The sequence below is a fragment of the Alphaproteobacteria bacterium LSUCC0684 genome (genome assembly GCA_041228335.1).
Lineage (GTDB): Bacteria > Pseudomonadota > Alphaproteobacteria > Puniceispirillales > UBA1172.
In genome coordinates, this window is record CP166130.1 from 1,505,070 (window position 1) to 1,528,491 (window position 23,422).

Consider the following 23,422-nt stretch of genomic DNA (forward strand, 5'->3'; position numbering starts at 1 on the left):
ATGTGAGGAAACAATGACCGAAGCCATGATCCTAGAGGCAGAAATGACCCTCCGCCAGGAAGGCCGCACCTTCCATTGGGCAAGGCGGTTTCTTGGTCAGGGTATGGGGCAGGACGCCGCGAGGCTCTATGCTTTCTGCCGCCTGCTTGATGATCTTGCTGACGGCGATCTGCCCAACGGAGCAAGACGGTTGATGTCCATCCGTGACAGCCTGTTGGGAAATACAACCGCCCTTGATCCTGCCCTGCTTGAATTCCGCCCTTTCATACATGTTAAAAATTTGCCTGAAGATGTGCTTATCGCTCTCATTGATGGACTTCTGATGGATCAGGAAACAGTCCTGCTCGGTACAAGAGAAGATCTGGCAAGATACAGCTATCATGTGGCCGGTACTGTCGGGATCCTGATGTGCCGTATCCTCGACTGCGACAGCCCCGAAGCAACGGCGTTTGCCATCGATCTCGGGATTGCCATGCAGCTTACCAATATTGCCCGGGATGTGCTTGAGGATGCCCATATGGGACGTCGTTATCTGCCCGGGGACTGGGTTGGCGGAATAACTCCACGCGAAATCGTCCTCGCCACACAAGAAGCCGACGCCATGATCATCAAACAGGTTGCCGAAGGTGTCATGCGCACCCTGTCACTTGCGGAAACCTATTACGAAAGCGGGATCATGGGGCTCAGCTATCTTCCCATGAGAGCGCATATCGCCATCCTCATTGCTGCCCGGGCTTACCGTCAGATCGGGCTCCAGCTCGCTCGTCAAGGTTATAACTGGCAGGACGGAAGGCAGGTGACATCCACGGCAACAAAGGCATGTTCGAGCATCGCCGCCTTACCGCTCATGCGGTACAGATCAAAGGCCGTACTCCCCCATGATGACCGTCTGCATCATGGCCTTGAAGGCCTTCCCCATGCCCGGGGATAGGATCAGGGTTGGAATACTTGGCGGGGGTGGAGCTGGTCTCAGCCTAGCCCGCCGACTTGCCGGCATGGAGATGCTGGATCTTATTATTGTCGACTCGCAGAAACCCCGCGATCGCGCCGATCACAGCTGGGGGTTCTGGCATACGCAAGGCATGGATGATGCCTTTCACATGGCACGGAAACATTGGCACCGATGGCAGATCATCACCGAAACCGGAACAGCAGATCAAAGGGCGGAACGGTTCGCCTATGCCGCAATTGAAAGTAAGGCATGGCTTACGGATTGCCGGCTTAAATCCATGAAATCCGGGGCAGAGATCCATCCCTACCATGTGCATGCTGTTCGCAGGACAGATTCAACCTTCGTGCTTGAAACTGATGATGGTGAGATCACGGTGGATGCGGTTTACGACAGTCGCCCACCCCCCTTACCAGAGGGGATCATGCTCCAGCATTTTCTGGGCTGGGAAATCGAGACCGAACATCCCTGTTTTGATGAAAGCACGGCTGTGCTCATGGATTTTCGATGTGATCAGTCCCGCGGCGTGCATTTTATCTATATCCTGCCCTATTCGGCGCATCGAGCGCTCGTGGAATCCACCATGTTTACCCCAACTCTAGAAGAAAACACCTTCTATGAAAACGCGATTGACCGATATTGCCGAGAGATCCTTGCATCAGGGCAATATCGAATTCTGCGGCGGGAAAAAGGTGTGATTCCCATGGGGGTTTTTGCCCCGAGAGATCCGGAACTGCCCTCCATAGGCGGCAATGGCGGGGCCATCCGGCCATCGAGCGGTTATGCCTTTGCCTTTATCCAGAAACAGGCAGACGCCATTCGTGCCTGCATCACCGGCGGGGAGATTCACGCCTCAACACTCCCGCATCAACCTGTTGATCTCTGGATGGATCGCATATTCCTGCGAGTCCTCAGACGATTTCCAGGCATTGCCCCACGCCTCTTTCTGGCCATTGGCAAAGCCTTGAACGGAGATGCCATGGCACTTTTCATGGCTGGTGAAGCAACATGGAGTATTCGCCTTAAAGTGATACTGGCGATGCCGAAATGGCCATTTATCCTTGCCCTGGCAGGCGTGGGAAGGCATCGCCATGGTTAGCCCCGGCCTGATCGAAACCCTCGGCATGGTCAATGTGATCAGCCTTCTTGCGGTGGTTGCCATCGGCCTGCCCCATGGCGCGATGGATGGCGCGGTGGCGCTGGCGCTCGGCTATGGCCGCAACTGGCCCAGGATGGGAGCATTTATTCTCGGCTATATCGCGCTGGCCGGTCTGGTGGTGATGTTCTGGCTTGGTTTTCCCGTGCTGGCGCTGGCGCTGTTTTTATTGATCAGCCTTGTGCATTTCGGCAACGGGGATACCGATACAATACATCCCTTGCATCGCTTGGTGCAGATACTCTGTCATGGCGGGATCGTGGTGGTGGCAATCCCGCTTTTTCACCCAAATATCACCAGTGAGCTTTTCTCCTATCTTTCAGGTCCGGATGCCGTGGTGATCCGGTCTTATCTCTATCCCCTTGCTATGGTGATAACTGTAGCGGGGCTGATTTACGCTGGCATTGCCATACGCATTCCTTCAATGAGGCTTCGGTTCCTCGAATTTATCGGGCTTCTGATGTGTGTATGGGCCCTGCCTCCGCTTGCGGGTTTCGCCATCTATTTTGCCGGAGTTCATACCCCGCGACATGTGCGGCGGATTTTCCTCAAGCTTCGCGCCCATGATCCGGCCGTTTCACCGTTTCGGCTGACGGCTCTATTTACATCGGTCACCTGGATTGGGGGGGCCTTAGCGTATTTCTATCTGGCAGAGCGCATGGCCGTTGATGCCGCCGCTTTTCAGGTCATCTTCATTGGTCTTGCCGCGCTGACCTTTCCCCATATGATCTTGATCGATGCGGTCTTTCGCCCCAAGATGAGAGACTTAGTTACGGAAACCCCTGATCATGACCAGAACCGCTGACCGTAAGGATATCCACCTTGATCTTGCCCGCGCCCCCCAGTCAAGGTCTGGCATCTCCCATGATCTTGACCGGGTGCAGCTCGAACACAATGCCATGCCCGAATGTCATTTCAACGAGATTGATCTGACCTGCCGGTTTCTGGGCCACCGGCTATCCATGCCCTTGATGATCGGCGCCATGACCGGCGGAACCGACCGTGCTGATGCCATCAACTGCCTACTTGCCGAGGCGGCAAATGAGATCGGCATTGCACTTGCCGTGGGATCACAGCGTGCCAGCCTCGAAGCAGGCCGTGATCAGTCAGGGCTGCGCGCCAATGCGCCAAATATTCCGATTATTGGCAATCTTGGCGGTGTTCAACTTGCCCGTCCGGGCGGGATTGACCTTGCCAGACGCGCTGTTGATGCCATCGAGGCAAACGCTATGGCAATTCATCTAAACCCCTTGCAGGAAATTGCCCAGCCTGAAGGCGATCACGACTGGCGCGGCGTTGAAGAGGCGATTGCTGCCTTGTGCGATACCCTGCCCTGCCCTGTCATCGTAAAGGAAGTGGGGGCCGGGATATCAGCTTCCGTTGCCGCAAGGCTGATGGCGGCAGGCGTCCGTTATGTTGATGCAGCTGGACTTGGAGGAACGAACTGGACCCGCATTGAAACCCAACGCAGAAATGGCGATGAAGACATCTTTACCCCCTTCCTTGACTGGGGAATTCCCACCCTTGATGCCATCGTTCAGATACGCTCGCACCTGCCTGATCTCGGGCTCATTGCCTCGGGCGGAATACGGCATGGACTGGATGCGGCAAGAGCACTCTGGCTAGGGGCGGATATGGTTGCTGCCGCCGGCCATTTCCTCACCCTCGCCGAGGATGAGAAAACTCGCCTGACGCCTGAAAAACTTGGGCAGGGACTGGAAAACTGGCAACTGCAGATGCGCATCTGTCTGTTTCTGACGGGCAGCCGGAATATCGCCGAATTTCGGCGTGCCAGAGGGGTGATAAAAAATTCCTGATTTTTTTCACATCAGGGGTTGATCAAGCGTAGATCAGATACATTTTATGGGTAATAATCTCCCCCGGTGGTGGTCTCAGTTCCTCCCCCAAACAGTTACTGAGACCACCCAATCCCCCGATGGATGATTAATGCCTTTTAAATCCACCATTTTGAATTTATCAATCGGGCGTTCGACCTGATGGGCAATTTGCGTCTTGTGCTGGGCGACCAGTTGAGCACTTCCCTTGCATCGCTTGCAGACCTCAAGATGGGTGACACGGTGCTGATGGCCGAAGTCGCGGAAGAGGCCGGATATGTCAACCATCACCAGAAGAAGATAGCGTTCATTTTTTCGGCCATGCGGCATTTTGCCGAAGAGCTTCGGCAGGATGGCGTGAATGTCGTCTATGTAAAGTTTGATGATCCGGAAAATACCGGCAGCCTGCGCGGTGAGGTTGAACGAGCTGTTCATCGCATCAACCCTTCGCGGCTTATCCTGACCGAACCAGGCGAGTTCCGGCTTCGTGAGGAATTCGGCACCTGGGAAGATGTCTTTGGCCTTTCGGTCGAGCTCCGCCCTGATACGCGATTTCTTACCACCATTCAGGCGTTTTCATCCTGGGCAGAGGGCCGAAAATCCCTGCGGATGGAGTTCTTCTACCGTCAGGCCCGCCGCCAGCATCAGATACTGATGAATGGCGAGGACCCCGAAGGCGGCCAATGGAATTTCGATCAGGAAAACCGGCAACCGCCCCGGGAAGGGGTGAAGCCTCCGGCCACGTTCAGGGTCGAACCTGATGCCATAACACGGGACGTGCTTGATCTGGTCCGCCAGAAGTTCAGCCACCATTTCGGGCATCTCGACGGGTTTGGATATGCGGTTTGCCGGAAGGATGCGCTCAAGGCGGTTGATCTATTCATTGAGGAACGTCTGCCGCATTTCGGCACCTGGCAGGATGCGATGGTAGATGGCGAGCCCTGGATGTATCACGCGCATATCGGGCTTTACCTGAATGCCGGTCTTCTGCTCCCCCTTGAAGTGATCCGGCGTGCGGAACAGGCCTGGCATGAAGGAAAAGCCCCGCTTAACGCGGTTGAAGGATTTATACGCCAGATCCTTGGCTGGCGCGAATATGTGCGCGGAATCTACTGGCTCAACATGCCGCAATACGCGAGCGCCAATGCCCTTGGCGCCCATCGCCCCCTGCCTGATTTCTACTGGACGGCTGATACCGACATGCGGTGCCTTCAGCAATGCGTTACCGAAACCCGGGACAACGCCTATGCGCATCATATCCAGCGGCTCATGGTGCTGGGAAATTTTGCCTTGCTGGCGGGGATAGACCCTGCCGAAGTCAATGCCTGGTATCTGGCTGTCTATGCCGATGCCTATGAATGGGTTGAACTGCCCAATGTCAGCGGCATGACCCTCTATGCTGATGACGGGTATCTAGCCAGCAAACCCTATGCCGCAAGCGGCGCCTATATCAACAGAATGTCCACCTATTGCCGACGCTGCCGATACAAGGTTGCCGCCAAGAGCGGCCCGGATGCCTGCCCGTTCAACTACCTTTACTGGGATTTTCTGATCCGCAACCGCGGCAGGCTGAAGAACAACCCCCGGATGGGAATGCCGTACCGGACGCTGGACCGGATGGATGCAGGCAAAATCGAAATCATCCGACATGACAGTCGGCGATTTCTCGATGGACTGGACTGACCGGCTCATCTGACTTTATACTCGCGATTGACCGCAACCGATGAGAATTTGATCCGATGATTTTCCGACAGCTTTTTGATACGACGTCTTCCACCTACACCTACCTGATTGCCAGCCGGGCTGGTGGCGAGGCGCTGCTGATCGATCCTGTTTTCGAAAAAACGGAGCGTTATCTCAAACTTCTCGAAGAGCTTGATCTGCGGCTCGTCAAAGTCGTTGATACGCATGTCCATGCTGATCACGTCACCGCCATGGGGGTCTTGCGTGACACCACCAACTGCATCACCGTGATGGGCGAGCAATCTTCGGTTGATGTTGTTTCCATGCGGGTCGCGGATGGAGAAAAGGTCCGGATCGAGGGCATTGAACTCACCGCCATGTATACCCCGGGCCATACCGATGACAGCTATTCCTTTTCGATGGATGACCGGGTGTTCACCGGCGACACACTTCTGATCCGCGGCACCGGCCGCACCGATTTTCAGAATGGTGATGCGGCGCATCAATATGACTCGATCTTCAACAGGCTTCTGAAACTGCCGGACAACATGCTGGTCTATCCCGCGCATGACTACAAGGGCGATATGGTTTCAACCATTGCCGAAGAACGCGCCAACAACCCGAGGCTGCAGGTTTCAAGCCGCGAGGAATATATCGAGTTGATGAACAATCTCAATCTTCCCAACCCGAAGATGATGGATGTGGCGGTGCCGGAAAACCAGAAAATGGGCATCACCCTTGACCGGCAACGTGAAGTCCCCACGCTCGATGCCAAAAGGCTGAAAGAGGGTGCCGAGGGATATCTGATCGTGGACCTGCGCGAAAAAGGCGAGCGGGAGAAATCCGGCATCATCCCCGGCTCGGTGCATGCGCCATTCAGCTATGTCGATCAGCATCTGCCGATGCTGCAGCAATCCGGCAAGCCTATCGTATTCTACTGCGCTGTTGGCGAAAGATCGACGCTGGCGATCGGCATTGCCAAGGCAAAAGGGATCACTGACTGCGCCCATATCGCAGGGGGATATCAATCCTGGCTGGATTCGGGCGGCGCTACCGAGACTGTCTGATCCCGCCAAAACCCCAAAAAAAGACCGCATCAGATGATGCGGTTTCTTTTGCTTTTCCAGCCTGATCCGGGTTCCGGTCAGGGCGGTGTGGCGACCCGTACGGGATTCGAACCCGTGTTGCCGGCGTGAAAGGCCGGTGTCCTAGGCCTCTAGACGAACGGGTCATCAAGGCGTGCCATTGAATAGCCAATTGCTTGGGCGAAATCAAGCATGATTATGCAGGAAGACCAATATTATTGACGGTTTCACCTTCCGGCGGCAGCAGATTGAAGCTCCCTTGCATCCTCGATGAGAAACTGCACCTTCACCTGGCCCTGATATCGATTGCGTGAAACCCGGCCCAGCACCTGCATCGGCCGGCCATCGGTTGCCGATTGCAGCGCCGCCGCAAGAGGTGTTCCCGCCACGCGGAAAGCGACGGCGTCAACCTGACCGGTTGCATCCATAAGGCGCATGGCAAGATGTGTCTTGCCCCGGCCCATGGTGCGGAAGCCTTCAACCCGGACATGATCAAGACAGAAGCGTGGTTCGGGAAATCCGCTGCCGAAGGGCCCGGCCTGATCAAGCCAGTCAAGCAGTTCAAGCGAGCAATGCCCGGCCCCGATCGGGGCATCGACCAGATGCGAGATAACCGGGCCTTCGGCGCCAAAATCAGCTCTTGCCCGCGCTTCCATGAATTCCTGAAATGCCGGGAGATGTTCCATATCAAGCGTAAATCCCGCCGCCATATCATGCCCGCCACCGGCGATCAGCAAGCCTTTCTGGCTTGCGGCCATGATCGCAGCGCCAAGCCGAAACGGCGCCATGGACCGCGCCGACGCCTTGCCGATACGGCGGCCATCCGCGCCGGTCACAACGCTCATCACCGCGGCGGGCCGACCAAACCTTTCCCGTATCCGGCCTGCGGAAATGCCGACCACGCCCTGATTCCACCCCTCTGCATGGGCGAGAAGAAAGATACGTCCCTCGTCCCGCTCCAGCATGGCGGCGGCGGTGGTGGTGACCTCCTCTTCGATCTCCCGGCGGCGTGAATTCAGCGCATCGAGTTCCTCTGCCATGACCAGCGCCTCGGCTTCATCCGACGAGGTGAGCAGGCTGACCCCGAGGCTTGAATCCCCGATCCGGCCACCGGCATTGATTCGCGGGCCCAGGATGAACCCAAGCGCATACACATCCGGCGGCGCATCCAACCGGGCCGTATCGGCCAGCGCCGCAAGTCCGGGCCGGTCCCGCCGTGCCATTACCTTGAGGCCGGCGCGGACAAATGCCCGATTAAGTCCCTTGAGCGGCACGACATCGGCGATGGTTGCCAGCGCCACCAGATCAAGGCACTCCATGAGGGCGGGTTCCGGGCGATCATGGGTGAAGACGCCATCCTGGCGAAGCCGCCGCACCAGCCCCGCCATCACCATGAAGGCCACGCCGGCGGCGCATAGATACCCAAAGGCGCCGCTGTCTTCGAGCCGGTTCGGATTGACCACGGCGAGCGCGGCGGGCAGTTCCGGGCCGGCAATATGATGATCTATTATCAGCACATCAAGACCGGCCTGCTGCGCTGCTGCAATCGGCCCATGGGCGGTGATGCCGCAATCGACGGTGATGATGAGCTGACAGCCTTGTTTTTTGAGCTCAAGAAGGGCGGGCAGATTGGGGCCATACCCTTCGGCAAACCTGTCCGGGATATGAATGCCGACCTCAAGGCCGAGGGACCGAAAGACAAGGGCAAGTATCGCCGCCGACGAGGCCCCGTCAACGTCATAATCCCCGAAAATGCCGATCTTCTCCCTTGCCTTGACTGCTTTCGCGAGCCGGTCAACCATCGCGTCCATGCCCGTGAACACCGAAGGATCAGGCATCAGATCTCTTATTTTCGGATCAAGCCAGGCAAGGGCATCCTCACGGGTGATCCCGCGCCCGGCCAGCACCAGCGCCAGCGCAAGAGGCATGCCGGTCTCCTCGGCAATGCCCATCGCTATTCTCGGGTCTGCCGGAACGGTTTCCCACAAGGCTCCTGATGCGGACCGCTCAGCCGTCATCACTGGTATCGGCGATCACCATCACCGCAGGATCTTCGAGCACGCAATCCAGCGTCTTCATGCCCGCAAGCGCAGCTTCCATCGCCTTGAGATCAGTCTCATGGGTGGTGATCACCACCGGCACGGACCCGTTCTCCCCTTCATCGGAACGCCCCTGCTGCAGGAGCGATTCCACCGACATGTCATGATCACGCAAGACGGCGGTGACATCCGCCAGCACGCCGGGGCGATCATAGACCGCAAGACGGATATAAAACCTGTTCTGCCTGCCGCTGTTATTCGGTGCCGGGCAGGGCGCGAGCGATGCCGCATCTATCCCGAAGAAGGGCGATACCCGGCCACGGGCGGTATCGATAATATCCGCAAGAACCGCCGAAGCGGTGGCGCCTGCGCCTGCGCCCGGGCCGACCGCGGTGACGTTGCCGATCGGCCTTGCGTCAATCGAGACGGCGTTGAGCGGGCCGGTCACCTTGGCAAGCTGGGAAGATTTCGGCACCAGCGTCGGCTGGACGCTCAAGAAAATGCTGCCATCCACCTTCTCGGCGATGCCAAGCAGACGTATCACGTATCCCAGATTATCCGCGCAAGCGATGTCCAGCGCGTTGACCGACCTTATCCCGGCCACCGCAATAGCCTCAAAAGCAGGCACCGAGCCGAAGGCCAGCGCCGCAAGAAGCGAGAGTTTATGCGCCGCATCAATCCCGTCGATATCAAAGCCCGGGTCAGCTTCGGCATAGCCGAGGGCCTGGGCTTCGGCCAGCACATCTTCAAATTCGCGGCCCGTATCCGCCATGGTGGAGAGGATATAGTTGCAGGTTCCGTTGAGGATGCCGGAGACACGGCTGATCCGGTTCCCCGAAAGCCCTTCGCGTATCATCTTGAGGCAGGGAATCCCGCCGGCAACCGAAGCTTCCGCGCCAACAGACACCCCGCGGGTTTCCGCCATCATGGCAAGGCGATGCCCATGCCGTGACAACAGCGCCTTATTGGCAGTGACAACGGCCTTGCCATTGGTGATCGACGCCTCAACAAGCGCAAGCGCCGGGCCATCTTCACCGCCGATCAGCTCAACCACGCAATCCACATCATCCCGGGCGGCGAGCGCCACCGGATCAGGCTCAAACGCAATACCTGCCATGGAAAACCCGCGATCCCGCGACGCATCCCGGGCCGACACCGCCACAAGTTCAAGCGGCTGGCCGGCGCCTTTTGAAAGATGATCCGAATAAGTGAGCAACTGGCGGGCCGTTTCCGCCCCAACCGTTCCGAGACCGGCAATGGCAATCTTCATGGTTTTCCTATCCTTCCTCATATCTTCACTCATACCGTAGAACGATGTATCTGTTCAATGCCGAAGGGGAAATTTCAGCCCGGATCAGCACCGGATTTTTCCTTACCTGCATCCGATGGATGATTGACGCCGTCATTGATTGCCGCGCCGTCATGGGCTTTCATGTCGACATGATCAAAGCAGGTGATGTTGATCCCGTATTCGTTCGGGTCGCTGCGGCGGAGGTGATGGGTATATATCCCGCAGATCCGGCAGAAATAATGACGGGCAACACCCGTATTCCAGGTATAGCAGCCAAGGTTTTTCTCCCCCGACACCACCTTGAGCTCATCCTTCGGCACCGATGCCATGACCGCCCAGCGGCGGCGGCAGAGCGAGCAGTCGCATCGCCGTCCGGCGGAAAAATCGGTATCCCCCGGCACCGTGAACACCACCTGCCCGCAATGGCATGACCCGGCAAGACGGGTGTTTTTATCAGATGTCATGTGGCTGTTCCTTCTGATTCATCATCAAGCGCGTGGGCGACGGCGGCTTCGGCATGAAGCCGTGTTGTATCAAAAACCGGCAGATCGGTATCCTGCTGGCGGATCAGCATCGTGATTTCGGTGCAGCCGAGGATAACGCTGTCGCATTCCGCAGCGTGCCTTGAAATGATCGCCTGCATGGCGGCCCTTGAGGGAGGCATGATCTTCCCCTGGCAGAGTTCATCATAGATGATGCGATGCACGTCGGCCCGGTCTTCAGGTGACGGGATGACCGGATCAAGACCATGGCGCGTCTTCAGCCTGCCCTTGTAGAATTCCTCTTCCATCGTGAAGGCCGTGGCCAGGAGGAGCGGCCGCCTCACCCCGCTCGATATCATGGCCGCGGCGGTGGCATCGGCAATATGAACAAGCGGCAGGCCGCTCGCGGCGATGACCGCATCGGCCATCAGATGCATGGTGTTGGTGGCGATGATGAGCAGTTCCGCCCCGCCATCGCGGAGGCTTGTCGCCGCCCGGACAAGAATTTCGGTGGCGCCATCCCAGTCGCCCTGATGCTGGTGCGCCACAATCCGGGCGAAATCCACCGAATAAAGGATGATCTGCGCCGAATGATGGCCGCCAAGCCGGTGCTGGACAGCTTCGTTGATCTGCTGATAGTAGATGACGGTGCTCTGCCAGCTCATGCCGCCGATGATGCCGATGGTTTTCACTTTCCCCTGTCCCTTTTCCCCTCTTTTGCCTGCCATGGTAAATTATTGCTTGATCAGGCGCGAGATATATGTGCAGGCTTTTCCGAAGACACTGGTTTCCTGGAGCAGCGTGCCATGTCCAAGAGCCAAAAGACGGCAAAAGCCGAGTGGAACTATCACCCTGATCTGCCGATCGACAACAACCCCCTTTTTTCCTGGCCCATCCGCTGGAAGGATGCGGCCATCTATTATCGCGATGGCTGGCTGACGCTCTCGGAATCCACGATCTTCATTCTCCTGGCTTGCGTGGCCTATCTCTGGTTCAGCCCGTCTCCTGACACCGCCGCCGTGCCGGACTGGCGGTGGATCGGCGGCATCTGGCTTCGCAATCTCATGGTCACGGCCCTCGTTGCCGGCGTGCTGCATTATTATTTCTACCATCGCCGGGCGCAGGCAGCCGAGCTCAGATACGTGGCGCCGTTTCTTTCCCGGGGGGAGAGGTTTCTCTTCGGCAATCAGCTCCATGACAACATGTTCTACACGCTGGTGAGCGGTGTTGCGATCTGGACCGCTTATGAAGCGATCCTGTTCTGGGCCATGGGGTCAGGACATATCCGCATCGTCCGTTTCAGCGAAGCCCCGGTCTGGACGATTGCCGCCCTGCCCCTGATCTCAATCTGGATTTCGCTGCATTTCTATTTCGTGCATCGCCTGCTTCATCTCAAGCCTCTTTCTGAGAAGTTTCACGCCCTGCATCATCGCAATGTCAATGTGGGGCCGTTTTCGGGTATCTCGATGCATCCGGTCGAGCATCTTTTCTATTTTTCCTCAACCCTGATCCATTTCATCGTCCCGACGCATCCCATGCACGTGATCTTCCATTTCTACATGCTCGCGCTGTCGGCGATTTTCGGCCATACCGGTTTTGACGCCCTCCTGGTGCGCAACACGCGGCGGCTGGCCATCGGGCATTTCCATCACCAGCTGCATCACCGGTATTTCGAATGCAATTACGGCTCGGTGGACATGCCGTGGGACAAATGGTTCGGCTCCTTCAACGACGGCACCGCCGAAGCGCGGAGACGGGCAAAAAAACGACTGAGGGAGCTTGTCTAGGTTCGGGCAAGGGATTTTCTGAAAAATACCCGCTCATACCCGTCTTCGGTGCGGCGGTGTGTTTCCTCAAACCCCATGCGCCGATACCAGCCGATATTCCGCGCCATGAGGCGATTGGTGTAAAGCTGATAATACCCGGCACGCCCGGCAAGACAATCCTCCAGATGGTCGAGGAGCAACCGGCCGATCCCCTGGCCGGCATGATCGGGAGCAACGGCGATATTCTCCAGCCACCAGCCGGTTTTCTTCGATATCAGGATGGCATAGCCGAGCACGTCCCCACCCGCTTCGGCGACAAAGACCGTATCACGGGCAAGGTGATGGCCGTAATCCGCCAGCATCGGCGCGGGTTTCCTTCCCATCACGGGAATATACTGCCGATAGGCCGCCGCCGCGATGCGTTCAAGATCTGGCTGATCCTGCGCCTGAGCAGGCCTGATGGTGATATGAGGCGGCGGATGATCCATCCCGAAACGCTACATCGGGCGGGCGGTATTTTCAATCAAGATGAGGCTTTTGAGGCGCGGCAGAGAAGGCGCTGCCGGGAAAATGGGTTCGTTTCGGGAAAAACGCTTTGGCGGGGGTGAATGGGACGCTGAAGCTGCCATACCCGCATGAATAAAGGGGCGGCGATGACGCGCAGCCCCCCCTGTCCAAGATAAAAAAGGGGCGGCGATAGCGCGCAGCCCCCCCTGTCCAGCATCAAAAAAAAGGGGCTTCGATCGCGCGCAGCCCCCCTGTCCAAGATAAAAAAGGGGCGGCGATAGCGCGCAGCCCCCCCCTGTCCAGCATCAAAAAAAAGGGGCTTCGATCGCGCGCAGCCCCTTTGGGTAAATGCTTGGCGTTTGAGATTAACGCTTTGAGAACTGGAAGCTCCGGCGGGCCTTGCGGCGGCCGTATTTCTTCCGCTCGACCACGCGGCTGTCACGCGTCAGGAACCCGCCTGCCTTGAGCACCGGCCGCAGACCAGGCTCAAACCGGATGAGGGCATGGGAAATGCCATGGCGCACGGCACCTGCCTGGCCTGAAAGCCCGCCACCCTTTACCGTGGCAATGACGTCAAACTCACCGGTGCGGCCAGCGGTTTCAAACGGCTGGGCCAGCAGCATCTGCAGCACCGGACGGGCGAAATATTCCGCCACGTCACGGCCGTTGACCGACATCTTGCCGGTGCCGCGCTTGACCCATACCCGGGCGGAGGCGTCTTTCCGGCGGCCGGTTGCATAGGAACGGCCGAGGCTGTCAATCCTGGGTTCAACCGGTGCGGCGGTGTCAGTTTCAACCGCCCCGTCCTTCAGCGCGCCCAGCGCGGCCAAGCCTTCGGCAACGTTTCCTTCGGCAAGGTGTTCTTGAGTTTCTGTTTCGTTTGCCATGGGACTACCTCGCGGTGTTCTTCGGGTTCATCGCGGCCACGTCAAGCGAGACGGGCTGCTGGGCTTCGTGGGGATGGCTGTCGCCGGCATAGACATGCAGCTGCTTCATGCAGCGGCGGCCAAGAGGTCCACGCGGGACCATCCGCTCAACCGCCTTGATGATCACCCGCTCAGGGTGCTGGCCATCAAGGATCTTGTCCGCGGTGCGAGACTTGATCCCGCCCGGATAGCCGGTATGCCAGTAATAGGTCTTGGTGTTGCGCTTGTTGCCCTTGAGCAGGACTTTTTCCGCGTTCACCACGATGATGTTGTCGCCGCAATCCATGTGCGGTGTATAGGACGGCTTGTGCTTGCCGCGCAGCCGGTTGGCAATGATCGAAGCCAGACGGCCCAGAACAAGCCCTTCGGCATCCACAACAAACCAGGCCTTTTCAATATCAGCCGGCGTTGCGGTAAAGGTTTTCTGTTGGGACATGAAAGAACCCCATCGGTGTTGGTTAATCACTGGAGTGGATATATACGCATCCCGAACCGATGGGTCAATAGCGTTTTTCCGTTTTCCCCTTAATTATTAAAGCAAAAACAACGAGATAAATATGTGGTATTATTTTACCGTATGCAAACCGCGGGGGAACGCCTGCTCAAGGCCGGATTTGCGCGGCGATGGCTCAAGGCAGGAGATGGGGCTTCACCCTGAAAGATCATGGTGGGGAGGGATTAAATGATCACGGCAGGGAAGGATTGAACAGTCATGGCTCGGAAAGCGGAAAGCAGATGGAAGGGAAGGATTGAACAGTCATGGCGCGGAAAGCGGAAAGCAGATGGCGGGGAGGGATTGAAAGATCATTGCGTGCCCCGGAAAGCAGATGGCCGGGAGGGATTGAACAGTCATGGCTCGGAAAGCGGAAAGCAGATGGCGGGGAAGGATTGAAAGATCATTGCGTGCCCCGGAAAGCAGATGGCGGGGAAGGATTGAACAATCATGGCACGGAAAGCGGAAAGCAGATGGCGGGGAGAACGCCAGCGGTCTTGTGCCGGGATGGGGATTGGTCTATGTGTGATGGGACAAGATCAACTCGGGCGGGGCGCATGATCCTTCTGATCGATAATTACGACAGTTTCACCTGGAATCTGTGGCATTTTCTGTCCGATCTCGGGGCAGAGGTCGAGACACGCCGCAATGATGCCGTCACCGTCGAGGAGGTGCTGGCGCTGAAACCAGATGCCATCGTGATTTCCCCTGGCCCCTGCACGCCGCTTGAGGCCGGTATCTGCCTCGAGCTGATCAAGGCCGCCGCCGGCCGTATCCCGATCATGGGGGTCTGCCTCGGATTCCAGTCCATCGGCGTGGCTTATGGCGCCACCCTCAGCCGTGTCGATCCACCGGTGCATGGCAAACTTTCGCTCATCCGCCATGAGGGCAAGGGGCTGATGGCGGGATGCCCTGATCCGGTGGCGGTGACGCGGTATCATTCGCTGGTGATTGACCGGGACAGCCTGCCGGATTGCTTTGAGATCACGGCCGAAACCTCCGCCGGGCTGATCATGGGCATGCAGCACCGCGAGCTGCCGCTCCATGGGCTGCTCTTCCATCCGGAATCGATCGCAACGGTCAATGGCTACCGGATGCTGGCGAATTTCCTTGATCTGAGCGGGCTTGTCCCGCGCGATGAAGATCGTCTGCTGAAACTCGAGGCCCAGATCCTCAACCTCCATGAGCGCTACCCCGAACATATCCACGCCTGACGCCTCTGAGGCCCCGGATACAAGACCGGGGAGTTCAAGCCGCATGATTTTACGGGCAGGGATTGTCAGGCAGGGGCTCGGCTCCTATAGTTGCGGGTATTCAAGTCGAACAGGATTTTCGTGATGACCGACATTCTGAAACCGCTGGTCAAACGTCTTGCCGATGGCGAAACCCTTTCAAGGGATGAGGTTGAGACATGTTTTGACATCATCCTTGAGGGAAATGCCTCACCGGCGCAGATGGCCGCTTTCATGACCGCGCTCAAGATGCGGGGCGAAACACCGGATGATATCGCCGCCGGGGCCAGCGTGCTGCGCCGCCGCGCGATCACGATTTCCGCCCCCGATACCGCCATGGATATCGTCGGCACCGGCGGCGACGGTATCGGTACCTGGAATATTTCCACCGCCGCCGCCTTTGTGCTGGCCGGATGCGGGGTGCCGGTCGCCAAACATGGCAACCGCGCGGTTTCCTCCAAGAGCGGGGCGGCTGATGTTCTCCTGTCGCTCGGCATCAATCTTGACTGCGACATGGCGCTTGTCCAGAAAGCGCTGGATACGGCAAAGGTAGCTTTTCTGATGGCGCCGCGCCACCACAGCGCCATGCGGCATGTCGGCCCGATCCGGGCGGAACTCGGCTACCGGACGATCTTCAACATGCTCGGGCCGCTTTCCAACCCGGCGCTGGTGCGGCGGATTCTGGTCGGGGTGTTTGACCGCAAATGGATACGTCCCTTTGCCGAAGCTCTCGCCAATCTCGGCACCACCCATGCGCTGGTGGTCCATGGCTCGGACGGGCTGGATGAAGTCACCACCACCGGCCCCACCCATGCCGCCCTGCTCAAGGATGGGGCCATTGAGGAGATGACGATCTCCCCCGAGGATATCGGGATTGCCGATGCAGATCCGGCGGCGCTGATCGGCGGCACGCCAGATGAAAACGCCGCCGCCCTGCGCCAGGTGCTGGAGAATAAAGGCGGGGCGTATCAGGATATCGTGATCCTCAATGCGGCGGCGGCGCTCATGGGCGGGGGCCATGCCGCAAGCCTCAGGGAAGGCGCGGAACGCGCCCGGGCTGCGATCAGCGACGGCCATGCCCTTGCCGCGCTGGACGCGCTGGTGGCCATTACCAACGGGGAGGCGTGATCATGGCAGATGTGCTGGCGACGATCATCTCGACCAAGGAAGATGAAGTCGCGTCCCTCAAGGCGAGCGCGGTGGCGGCGGACCTCAACGCCATGGCGAGGGATCAATCCCCGCCACGCGGGTTCATCACGGCGCTGCGCAACGCCTCGGATCAGGGCTACGGGCTGATTGCCGAAGTCAAGAAAGCCTCACCTTCCAAAGGCGTGATCCGGGAAGATTTCGACCCGCCGTCACTTGCCCGGGCCTATGAAAACGGCGGCGCAACCTGCCTTTCCGTGCTGACCGACCGAAAATATTTTCAAGGTGACATGGACTTTATGGTGGCGGCAAGAACGGCGACGAAACTGCCTGTCCTGCGCAAGGATTTCATGATCGATCCTGTCCAGGTGACCGAAGCCCGCGCCCATGGGGCCGATGCCATCCTGATCATCATGGCCGCCGTTTCCGATACGCTGGCGCGTGAGCTTGAAGATGCCGCCATGTCGCTCGGCATGGATGTGCTGGTTGAAATTCACGACCGCGACGAGCTTGAGCGGGCGCGGGGCCTTGCCTCTCCCCTCCTTGGCGTGAACAACCGCAACCTCAGGACAATGGCAACCGACCTTGCCACCGGGGAAGACATGCTGCGGGCTTTCCCTGAGGACCGGATCGCGGTGGCGGAAAGCGGGCTCAATTCACCGGCTGATCTGGCGCGCATGGCCGGGGCCGGGGCGCGATGCTTCCTGATCGGCGAGTCGCTGATGCGCGCGGAGGATGTCGAGGCCGCAACCCGCGCCATCCTGGCCAACCCCATCCCTGCAGAAAGGCCATGCGCATGACCGGATTGACCCATTTCAACGCCGATGGTGACCCGCATATGGTGGATGTCTCCGAAAAAGACGTCACCAGCCGCCGGGCCGTTGCCAGCGGCGCCATCACGATGCTGCCCGAAACGCTCACCCTGATCCGGAATCGCGGGCACAAGAAAGGGGACGTGATCCAGATCGCCCAGCTTGCCGGCATCATGGGGGCGAAGAAAACCCATGACCTGATCCCGCTCTGCCATCCGATCGGACTCACCCATGTATCAGTGGATATCACCCTTGCCGAGGACGGGCTTGAGATCACCGCCGAATGTCGCGTCAGCGGCCAGACCGGGGTTGAGATGGAAGCGCTCACGGCGGTTTCGGTGGCCGCCCTCACCGTCTATGACATGTGCAAGGCCGTCGACCGGGGGATGGTGATCCGTGATATCCGGCTCAGGCACAAATCCGGCGGCAAATCCGGGGATTTCAACGTCGATGACCGCTAGACCGCCGCTGCTCCCGGTAACCGAGGCGATTGCCAGGATTGCGGGCGCCGTTCCCTCCATGCCAGGCGAAACCGTGGCGATTGCCGGGCTCCATGGCCGCTGTCTTGCCACCCCCCTGCCCGCACGGGTAAGTCACCCCCCGGCGGATGTCTCAGCCATGGATGGATACGCGGCCCGGGCCGATGATCTCGGGGGCCTGCCCGCCCGGCTGCGCCTGATCGGAGAAAGTGCCGCCGGGCATCCTTTTGCTGGTACGATCGGCGCCGGGGAATGCGTGCGGATTTTCACGGGCGCGCATTGCCCTCAGGGCAGTGACACGATCATCCTGCAGGAAGACACCGAGGCCGAGGGAGAGACCATCACCATCCGCGAAGCCCCGGCGAAGGGAAGATTTATCCGAAAGACCGGAAATGATTTTACAAGCGGGGATATCCTTTTTGAAAAAGGCCAGCTGATCACGGCCCGGAACGTGGCGCTGATCGGTGCGGCGGGATATGGCAGCGCGGAGGTACGAAAACGCCCCCGTATCGCCATCCTCAGCACCGGGGATGAACTGGTGGAACCCGGGATAATACCGAAAGACAGCCAGATCGTCTCAAGCAACGGGATATTTCTTGAAAACCTGATCCGCGTGCTGGGGGGCGAGCCGCTGCCGTCCCGGATTGTCCGGGATGACCCTGATGCGCTTGAAGATGCCCTCAAGGAGGCATCGGCGGCTGACCTGATCGTCACCAGCGGCGGCGCCTCGGTGGGCAAGCATGACGGTATCGCCAACCGGATGCAGACCGATCGTGACCTTGATTTCTGGCGCATCGCCATGCGCCCGGGAAAGCCGCTTCTGTTCGGCACCATCGGGGACGGCGCGAAAAAGACGCCCCTTATCGGCCTGCCCGGCAACCCCGTTTCCACCGGCGTCTGCGGCATGATCTTCGTGGCCGCCGCCCTCAACGCCATGCTCGGACGTGATCCCATGCCGAAATACCAGCACGCCGTCCTTGATCACGACCTTCCGGCAGGCGATGAGAGGCAGGATTTTCTCCGCGCCCGAATCCGTCACGATGACCATGGCCGGAACCATGCCGAAGCCTTCTTGAAACAGGATTCCGGCATGCTCGCCGTCTTTGCCCGCGCCGATGCCCTCATCATGCGGCCGATCCATGCCCCCGCCGCGCCGCGGGGCAGCATCGTACCTATCCTGCCGGTACCGGCGGGAATCTGACGCCCATCACTTTTTCGTGAAACCCTCACCCCGGGTCTTGCCTTCTGGCGAGAATAAAGGTAGAACAAAACATGATCATGATGTGAAAATCGAGCCGGTTTGAAAATCGAGGGGGTTTTGAAAATCGAAAGGTTTGAAAATCGAGGGGGTTTTCCATCAGGCCACCGCAGATATACCGGGAGAGGGCCATGCTGACCCAGAAGCAGAAGACCATGCTGACCGTGCTGATCGAGCATTTCAGCACCCATGATGTTCCGCCAAGTTTCGAGGAGCTTTGCGAGCTGCTTGATCTCAAGAGCAAATCCGGGATCCACCGTCTTCTCACCGGGCTGGAGGAACGTGGCTATATCCGCCGCCTGCCCAATCGCGCCCGCGCCATCGAAGTGCTGAAATACCCCGATGGCTCGGCAATACCTGCCGCGTTGCATGCGTCTTCGCCGGTGCCGCCCGTTACCGAGGAGAGGCCCGATGCGGGCAGGGATATCCCGCTTCTCGGCAAGATCGCCGCGGGCACCCCGATCGCCGCCATCAGTGATCCGACCGAGCATATCTCCATCCCTTCTTCCATCCACGGAAACGGGGAATACTATGCGCTTGAAGTCGAAGGCGATTCCATGATCGAGGCCGGGATTCTCGATGGTGACGTGGTTATTATCGAACGCCGGGACATGGCCCAGAGCGGTGATATCGTCGTCGCGCTGATCGATCAGGAGGAAGCCACGCTCAAGCGCCTCCGCCGCAAAGGTGAAAGCATCGCCCTTGAAGCCGCCAATCCCGCCTATGAAACCCGGATCTTCGGGCCTGACCGGGTGCGTATTCAGGGCCGGCTTGCCGGGCTCATCCGCCGGTATTGACCTTGCGGACAATCAGCCCGTTCTGTTCAATCCGGATAAGGATGCCGCCATCGCGCTCAAGCTCCGTCGGGGTGACGATGATCCGGGCATGATCACAGCTGCCCCTTTCTGCCCGCACATGTGAGATAACAATATCCGCCGCATCGCAGGCTTCGGCAAAACCCTGCTGACGCCAGATGACCGCTGTTGTCGTGTCATGGCTTGTCGGGATCAGGCAATAGCCGAACTGGCAGGTCGATTGATCACTTTCCGGTGCATATTGCGCTTCGGCCAGGGGGAAGGGACGCAGCATCACGCTTTGGGCAAAGCGGCCCATGGATTTGCGGCTGGTGAGCGCCGATCTCGCCTCCGTCATGACGATCGCATGGGGCCGCCCGTAAATGGAGGTAAAGGCGATATCCGGCGCCGGCGTGAAGACCCAGATGACAAAGGTCAAGACAAGGGCTGGCAACGCCACCAGCCGTTCTGATACGGTTCCGGCAATGAGAGCAACCATCGAAAAAGTGTAGAGAACAAGAACAAGCCCGGTTGCCGGGGTCACCGACAGACGTGAATACGGCAGGCCTTCGGCGTATTGAGCTGTATGGACGAGCGCGCGGATGCCGAGGCCCATGACCTCGAGCGGAAGAGCATCAAGCCCAAGAGGCGCGAGCAGAAGCGCAGCCGCCCCCGCCGGCATGATGATGAACGCCATCAGCGGCATGCCAAGAATATTCCCCAAAAGAGACCAGGCTGTTGTCACCCCGAAATGATGCAGCACAAACGGCGCTGACGCCAGCGAGGCAAGCAGCGATGCCATCATCACGCCGCCGATATAGAAGAGCGGCTTCGTTACCACGCGAAGCAGGCCGGGCTCCGGGCGCCCAATCGAATAGCGATGCAGATGCGTCCACCCGCCCACCAGCGCGAACACCGCCGCAAACGACATCTGAAATGCGGGCTCATAGAGGCTTGCCGGATCCACCGCAAGGATGAGCATGGCCACAAGGGCGACATGATGAAGGGTGACGCTGCGGCGATTGATCAGGAGGGCGAAGATCATCATCGCCATCATCCCGAAGGCTCGCACGGCGCTGACCGGTGCCCCGGCCATCAGCAGATAGATCGCCCCGAAAGGCAGGGCGGTGACCGCGGCGATCTTGAGGCTGGGAAAGCGGCTGGACCAGACCGGCATGAGCGCCAGACCTGCCCGCACCGCCACCAGCACCCCGCCACAGAACAGCACCATGTGAAGACCTGAAATTGCCAGAAGATGCGACAGGCCCGACGCCCGGAAGGTTTCGCGCAGATCGGGGCTGATCCCGCCGCGAAGCCCCACCAGCAATGCCGAGGCAACCCCTGCTTCGGCCGGGTCCATCACGGCGTTGAGTCGCTCCTGAAAGGCGTGCCGGAGGCGCGGGAAAAGCGCTGACCCTTTTTGTTCGCGGCGGTCAATTTCCTGAACAAATCCGGTCCCGACATATCCTTGCGCCCGCGCGTGGGCCGTGAAATCAAACCCGCCCGGAAGAAGTTTCGGCAAGAGAGGTTGAAGCCGCGCCTTGAGCCACAGCCTCGCGCCGGGGGGCAGGCCTGCCAGATCAGCGGGAACGATGAGGCGAAGATCACCCCGGGGCAGATCCGGCGGCATCAGACCTGAGGGCCTGAACCGGATGCGTTGCCGGTCACCGCGCAGGACTTCGGCCATGATAACCTCACCTTCAAGGTGATACTCCCCCGGACTGACGGGAGGTATTTTCTCCTTCTCTCCATGCAGGCCCGATATCCCGGCACCAAGAAAGACGAAGATCAGGACACGCAGGATGGGCATGAACGCCGCCGCACGAGGCGATATCGGGCGCAGCATGATCACGAAAATCCCTGCCCCCATCAGAATCAAGGCAAGACTCACGGGGAAAGACAGCCCAGGTTTTGCAAGCAGAATACCCAGGATCATGCCCAATGCGCAGGAAATGCTCGCCGGCACAGTTTGTGCGGATGGATTTGCCTTTGATACCATATGCCCGTTCATGCTAAACCAGAAGACATTCAGCATGCCCTAAAAAGGTTAAGATTCCATGAGCGTGATCACGCGTTTTGCCCCATCGCCAACGGGGTATCTGCATATCGGTGGTGCCAGAACGGCACTTTTCAATTATCTCTACGCGCGCCATCACGGCGGTGAATACAAACTCAGGATCGAGGATACCGACCGCGAGCGTTCCACCAGCGATGCCGTGGCCGCCATTCATGAGGGTCTTGCCTGGCTTGGGCTTGAGGGCGATGGCGAGGCGGTCAGCCAGTCCGCGCGCGCTGACCGCCATATCGAGGTTGCCCGGGCTCTTCTTGACGCCGGCCACGCCTATCGATGTTATCTTACCCAGGATGAACTTGCCGCCATGCGCGAAGAGGCCCGGGCCAGCGGCACCCGTATTATCAGCCCCTGGCGCGACAAAGACCCGGAAACCGCTCCAGACAGGCCCTTTACGGTGCGCCTGAGGATGCCGCTTGACGGCGCGACCACCATCGCGGATGCCGTGCAGGGCGATGTCACCGTCAGCAACAACACCCTTGATGATCTGGTGATGCTGCGGGCGGATGGGTCCCCCACCTATATGCTGGCGGTGGTGGTGGATGATCACGATATGGGGGTGACCCATGTTATCCGGGGTGATGACCACCTCAACAACGCCTTCCGGCAGCTTAAAATCATCGAGGCCATGGGGTGGGATGTGCCGACCTATGCGCATATTCCGCTGATCCACGGATCAGACGGGGCGAAGCTTTCCAAGCGGCATGGGGCGCTTTCCGCTACCGCCTACCGGGATATGGGGTTTCTGCCCGAGGCGATGTGCAACTACCTCCTGCGGCTTGGCTGGAGCCATGGTGATGAGGAAATCATCTCCCGCGAGCAGGCGATCGCGTGGTTTGATCTCGGAAAAATCGGCCGCGCCGCCGCCCGCTTCGATATGGACAAACTGACCGCGATCAACGCCCATTATATCAGGGCCCTGCCTCTTTCAAGGCAGATCGAGCTGATCCTCGACGGAAAAGACGCGGAACCAGATATCTACCAAAGGCTTTCAGCACTCGCGCCTGCCTTTGCCGAGCGCGCGCAGCTCCTAGGGGATCTGCCTGCCATGGCAGGGTTCGCCACCCGCAACGGGGCGCCCGATCTCGAGCCTGAAGCGGCTGCCCTCCTCACCGGGGAGGTCTCTGCCAGACTTCTCGCGCTGGCCGATGCCCTGCCCGATGATCTGGGGGATATGGAGGGGTTCAAAACCTGGCTTGGTGACTGGCTGGCCGCCAATGAGATGAAAATGAGGGATATCGGCCCCGGGCTGCGCGCGGCTGTCACGGGAATGAAACAAACCCCTGATATCATCCTGATTTCCGTGGTTCTCGGGGCCGAGGAACTCCGCCAGCGTATCCGTGCGATTTGCAAAAGATCGGGAAACGAAGTATAGATTAGGCGCATCTCCAGCTTGCCAAGTAATCTTCAACACCATG

Annotated in this window: 22 protein-coding genes and 1 tRNA gene; 14 read left to right on the forward strand and 9 right to left on the reverse strand. The window is 59.0% G+C overall.

Annotated features, from left to right (window positions below; all coding sequences use genetic code 11):
- Positions 1 to 13: 13 nt before the first annotated feature.
- The 6 genes from AB8880_07165 to AB8880_07190 all read left to right on the forward strand — a co-directional run bounded on the left by AB8880_07165 (position 14) and on the right by AB8880_07190 (position 6,690).
- Complete coding sequence (locus tag AB8880_07165) at positions 14 to 931, forward strand: phytoene/squalene synthase family protein (GenBank protein XDZ64712.1); 918 nt, start codon at positions 14 to 16, stop codon at positions 929 to 931.
- Positions 918 to 2,048: a lycopene cyclase family protein gene (locus tag AB8880_07170; protein ID XDZ64713.1), complete on the forward strand. Its 1,131-nt coding sequence runs from the start codon at positions 918 to 920 to the stop codon at positions 2,046 to 2,048. The genes AB8880_07165 and AB8880_07170 overlap by 14 nt, the downstream gene beginning before the upstream one ends.
- Complete coding sequence (locus AB8880_07175) at positions 2,041 to 2,910, forward strand: Brp/Blh family beta-carotene 15,15'-dioxygenase (protein XDZ64714.1); 870 nt, start codon at positions 2,041 to 2,043, stop codon at positions 2,908 to 2,910. The genes AB8880_07170 and AB8880_07175 overlap by 8 nt, the downstream gene beginning before the upstream one ends.
- Positions 2,894 to 3,922 carry a type 2 isopentenyl-diphosphate Delta-isomerase gene (gene fni / locus AB8880_07180; protein ID XDZ64715.1) on the forward strand — a complete coding sequence of 343 codons (1,029 nt, stop codon included), beginning with the start codon at positions 2,894 to 2,896 and terminating at the stop codon, positions 3,920 to 3,922. The genes AB8880_07175 and fni overlap by 17 nt, the downstream gene beginning before the upstream one ends.
- Positions 3,923 to 4,102: 180 nt before the next feature.
- Complete coding sequence (locus AB8880_07185) at positions 4,103 to 5,623, forward strand: cryptochrome/photolyase family protein (GenBank protein ID XDZ64716.1); 1,521 nt, start codon at positions 4,103 to 4,105, stop codon at positions 5,621 to 5,623.
- Positions 5,624 to 5,679: 56 nt separating this feature from the next.
- Complete coding sequence (locus AB8880_07190; GenBank protein XDZ64717.1) at positions 5,680 to 6,690, forward strand: MBL fold metallo-hydrolase; 1,011 nt, start codon at positions 5,680 to 5,682, stop codon at positions 6,688 to 6,690.
- A gap of 88 nt (positions 6,691 to 6,778) precedes the next feature.
- On the opposite strand, the gene AB8880_07195 is transcribed toward AB8880_07190, so the two are convergent.
- The 5 genes from AB8880_07195 to AB8880_07215 all read right to left on the reverse strand — a co-directional run bounded on the left by AB8880_07195 (position 6,779) and on the right by AB8880_07215 (position 11,212).
- Positions 6,779 to 6,854, reverse strand: a tRNA-Glu gene (locus tag AB8880_07195).
- A gap of 81 nt (positions 6,855 to 6,935) precedes the next feature.
- On the reverse strand, positions 6,936 to 8,726 hold the full coding sequence (gene recJ / locus AB8880_07200) for a single-stranded-DNA-specific exonuclease RecJ (protein ID XDZ64718.1): 1,791 nt from the start codon (positions 8,724 to 8,726) through the stop codon (positions 6,936 to 6,938).
- On the reverse strand, positions 8,716 to 10,017 hold the full coding sequence (locus tag AB8880_07205; GenBank protein ID XDZ64719.1) for a homoserine dehydrogenase: 1,302 nt from the start codon (positions 10,015 to 10,017) through the stop codon (positions 8,716 to 8,718). Before AB8880_07205 ends, recJ begins: the two co-directional genes overlap by 11 nt.
- A 74-nt stretch (positions 10,018 to 10,091) precedes the next feature.
- Positions 10,092 to 10,502: a GFA family protein gene (locus tag AB8880_07210; protein XDZ64720.1), complete on the reverse strand. Its 411-nt coding sequence runs from the start codon at positions 10,500 to 10,502 to the stop codon at positions 10,092 to 10,094.
- Positions 10,499 to 11,212: an aspartate/glutamate racemase family protein gene (locus AB8880_07215; GenBank protein ID XDZ67040.1), complete on the reverse strand. Its 714-nt coding sequence runs from the start codon at positions 11,210 to 11,212 to the stop codon at positions 10,499 to 10,501. Before AB8880_07215 ends, AB8880_07210 begins: the two co-directional genes overlap by 4 nt.
- Before the next feature lie 114 nt (positions 11,213 to 11,326).
- Here AB8880_07215 and AB8880_07220 point away from each other — a divergent pair, with 114 nt between their 5' ends.
- On the forward strand, positions 11,327 to 12,307 hold the full coding sequence (locus tag AB8880_07220; protein ID XDZ64721.1) for a sterol desaturase family protein: 981 nt from the start codon (positions 11,327 to 11,329) through the stop codon (positions 12,305 to 12,307).
- Here the strand turns inward: AB8880_07220 and AB8880_07225 are convergent.
- The 3 genes from AB8880_07225 to rplM all read right to left on the reverse strand — a co-directional run bounded on the left by AB8880_07225 (position 12,304) and on the right by rplM (position 14,155).
- Complete coding sequence (locus tag AB8880_07225; GenBank protein ID XDZ64722.1) at positions 12,304 to 12,774, reverse strand: GNAT family N-acetyltransferase; 471 nt, start codon at positions 12,772 to 12,774, stop codon at positions 12,304 to 12,306. The genes AB8880_07220 and AB8880_07225 overlap by 4 nt on opposite strands.
- A 384-nt stretch (positions 12,775 to 13,158) precedes the next feature.
- Positions 13,159 to 13,623 carry a 30S ribosomal protein S9 gene (gene rpsI / locus AB8880_07230; GenBank protein ID XDZ67041.1) on the reverse strand — a complete coding sequence of 155 codons (465 nt, stop codon included), beginning with the start codon at positions 13,621 to 13,623 and terminating at the stop codon, positions 13,159 to 13,161.
- A 61-nt stretch (positions 13,624 to 13,684) separates the two neighbouring features.
- Positions 13,685 to 14,155 carry a 50S ribosomal protein L13 gene (gene rplM / locus AB8880_07235; GenBank protein ID XDZ64723.1) on the reverse strand — a complete coding sequence of 157 codons (471 nt, stop codon included), beginning with the start codon at positions 14,153 to 14,155 and terminating at the stop codon, positions 13,685 to 13,687.
- Between the two features lie 614 nt (positions 14,156 to 14,769).
- Here rplM and AB8880_07240 point away from each other — a divergent pair.
- From AB8880_07240 to lexA, 6 genes are all read left to right on the forward strand, one after another.
- Positions 14,770 to 15,426, forward strand: a complete 657-nt coding sequence (locus AB8880_07240) for an aminodeoxychorismate/anthranilate synthase component II (protein ID XDZ67042.1) — start codon at positions 14,770 to 14,772, stop codon at positions 15,424 to 15,426.
- Positions 15,427 to 15,549: 123 nt separating this feature from the next.
- Entirely contained in the window at positions 15,550 to 16,572 is a 1,023-nt protein-coding gene (gene trpD / locus AB8880_07245) for an anthranilate phosphoribosyltransferase (protein ID XDZ64724.1), read from the forward strand.
- Between the two features lie 2 nt (positions 16,573 to 16,574).
- Positions 16,575 to 17,390 carry an indole-3-glycerol phosphate synthase TrpC gene (gene trpC / locus AB8880_07250; protein ID XDZ64725.1) on the forward strand — a complete coding sequence of 272 codons (816 nt, stop codon included), beginning with the start codon at positions 16,575 to 16,577 and terminating at the stop codon, positions 17,388 to 17,390.
- Entirely contained in the window at positions 17,387 to 17,863 is a 477-nt protein-coding gene (gene moaC, locus AB8880_07255; GenBank protein ID XDZ64726.1) for a cyclic pyranopterin monophosphate synthase MoaC, read from the forward strand. Before trpC ends, moaC begins: the two co-directional genes overlap by 4 nt.
- Positions 17,853 to 19,082, forward strand: coding sequence for a gephyrin-like molybdotransferase Glp (glp, locus tag AB8880_07260; protein ID XDZ64727.1), 1,230 nt, complete (start codon positions 17,853 to 17,855; stop codon positions 19,080 to 19,082). The genes moaC and glp overlap by 11 nt, the downstream gene beginning before the upstream one ends.
- A gap of 188 nt (positions 19,083 to 19,270) precedes the next feature.
- Positions 19,271 to 19,936 (forward strand): transcriptional repressor LexA, encoded by a 666-nt coding sequence (gene lexA, locus AB8880_07265; GenBank protein ID XDZ64728.1) that lies wholly within the window; start codon positions 19,271 to 19,273, stop codon positions 19,934 to 19,936.
- Here lexA and AB8880_07270 read toward each other — a convergent pair.
- The gene (locus tag AB8880_07270; GenBank protein ID XDZ64729.1) at positions 19,920 to 21,824 is read right to left on the reverse strand and encodes a ComEC/Rec2 family competence protein; all 1,905 of its coding nucleotides are present in this window, start codon (positions 21,822 to 21,824) and stop codon (positions 19,920 to 19,922) included. The genes lexA and AB8880_07270 overlap by 17 nt on opposite strands.
- A 166-nt stretch (positions 21,825 to 21,990) precedes the next feature.
- Between AB8880_07270 and gltX the strand changes: the two genes are divergently transcribed.
- The gene (gene gltX / locus AB8880_07275) at positions 21,991 to 23,379 is read left to right on the forward strand and encodes a glutamate--tRNA ligase (GenBank protein ID XDZ64730.1); all 1,389 of its coding nucleotides are present in this window, start codon (positions 21,991 to 21,993) and stop codon (positions 23,377 to 23,379) included.
- Positions 23,380 to 23,422: the final 43 nt, after the last annotated feature.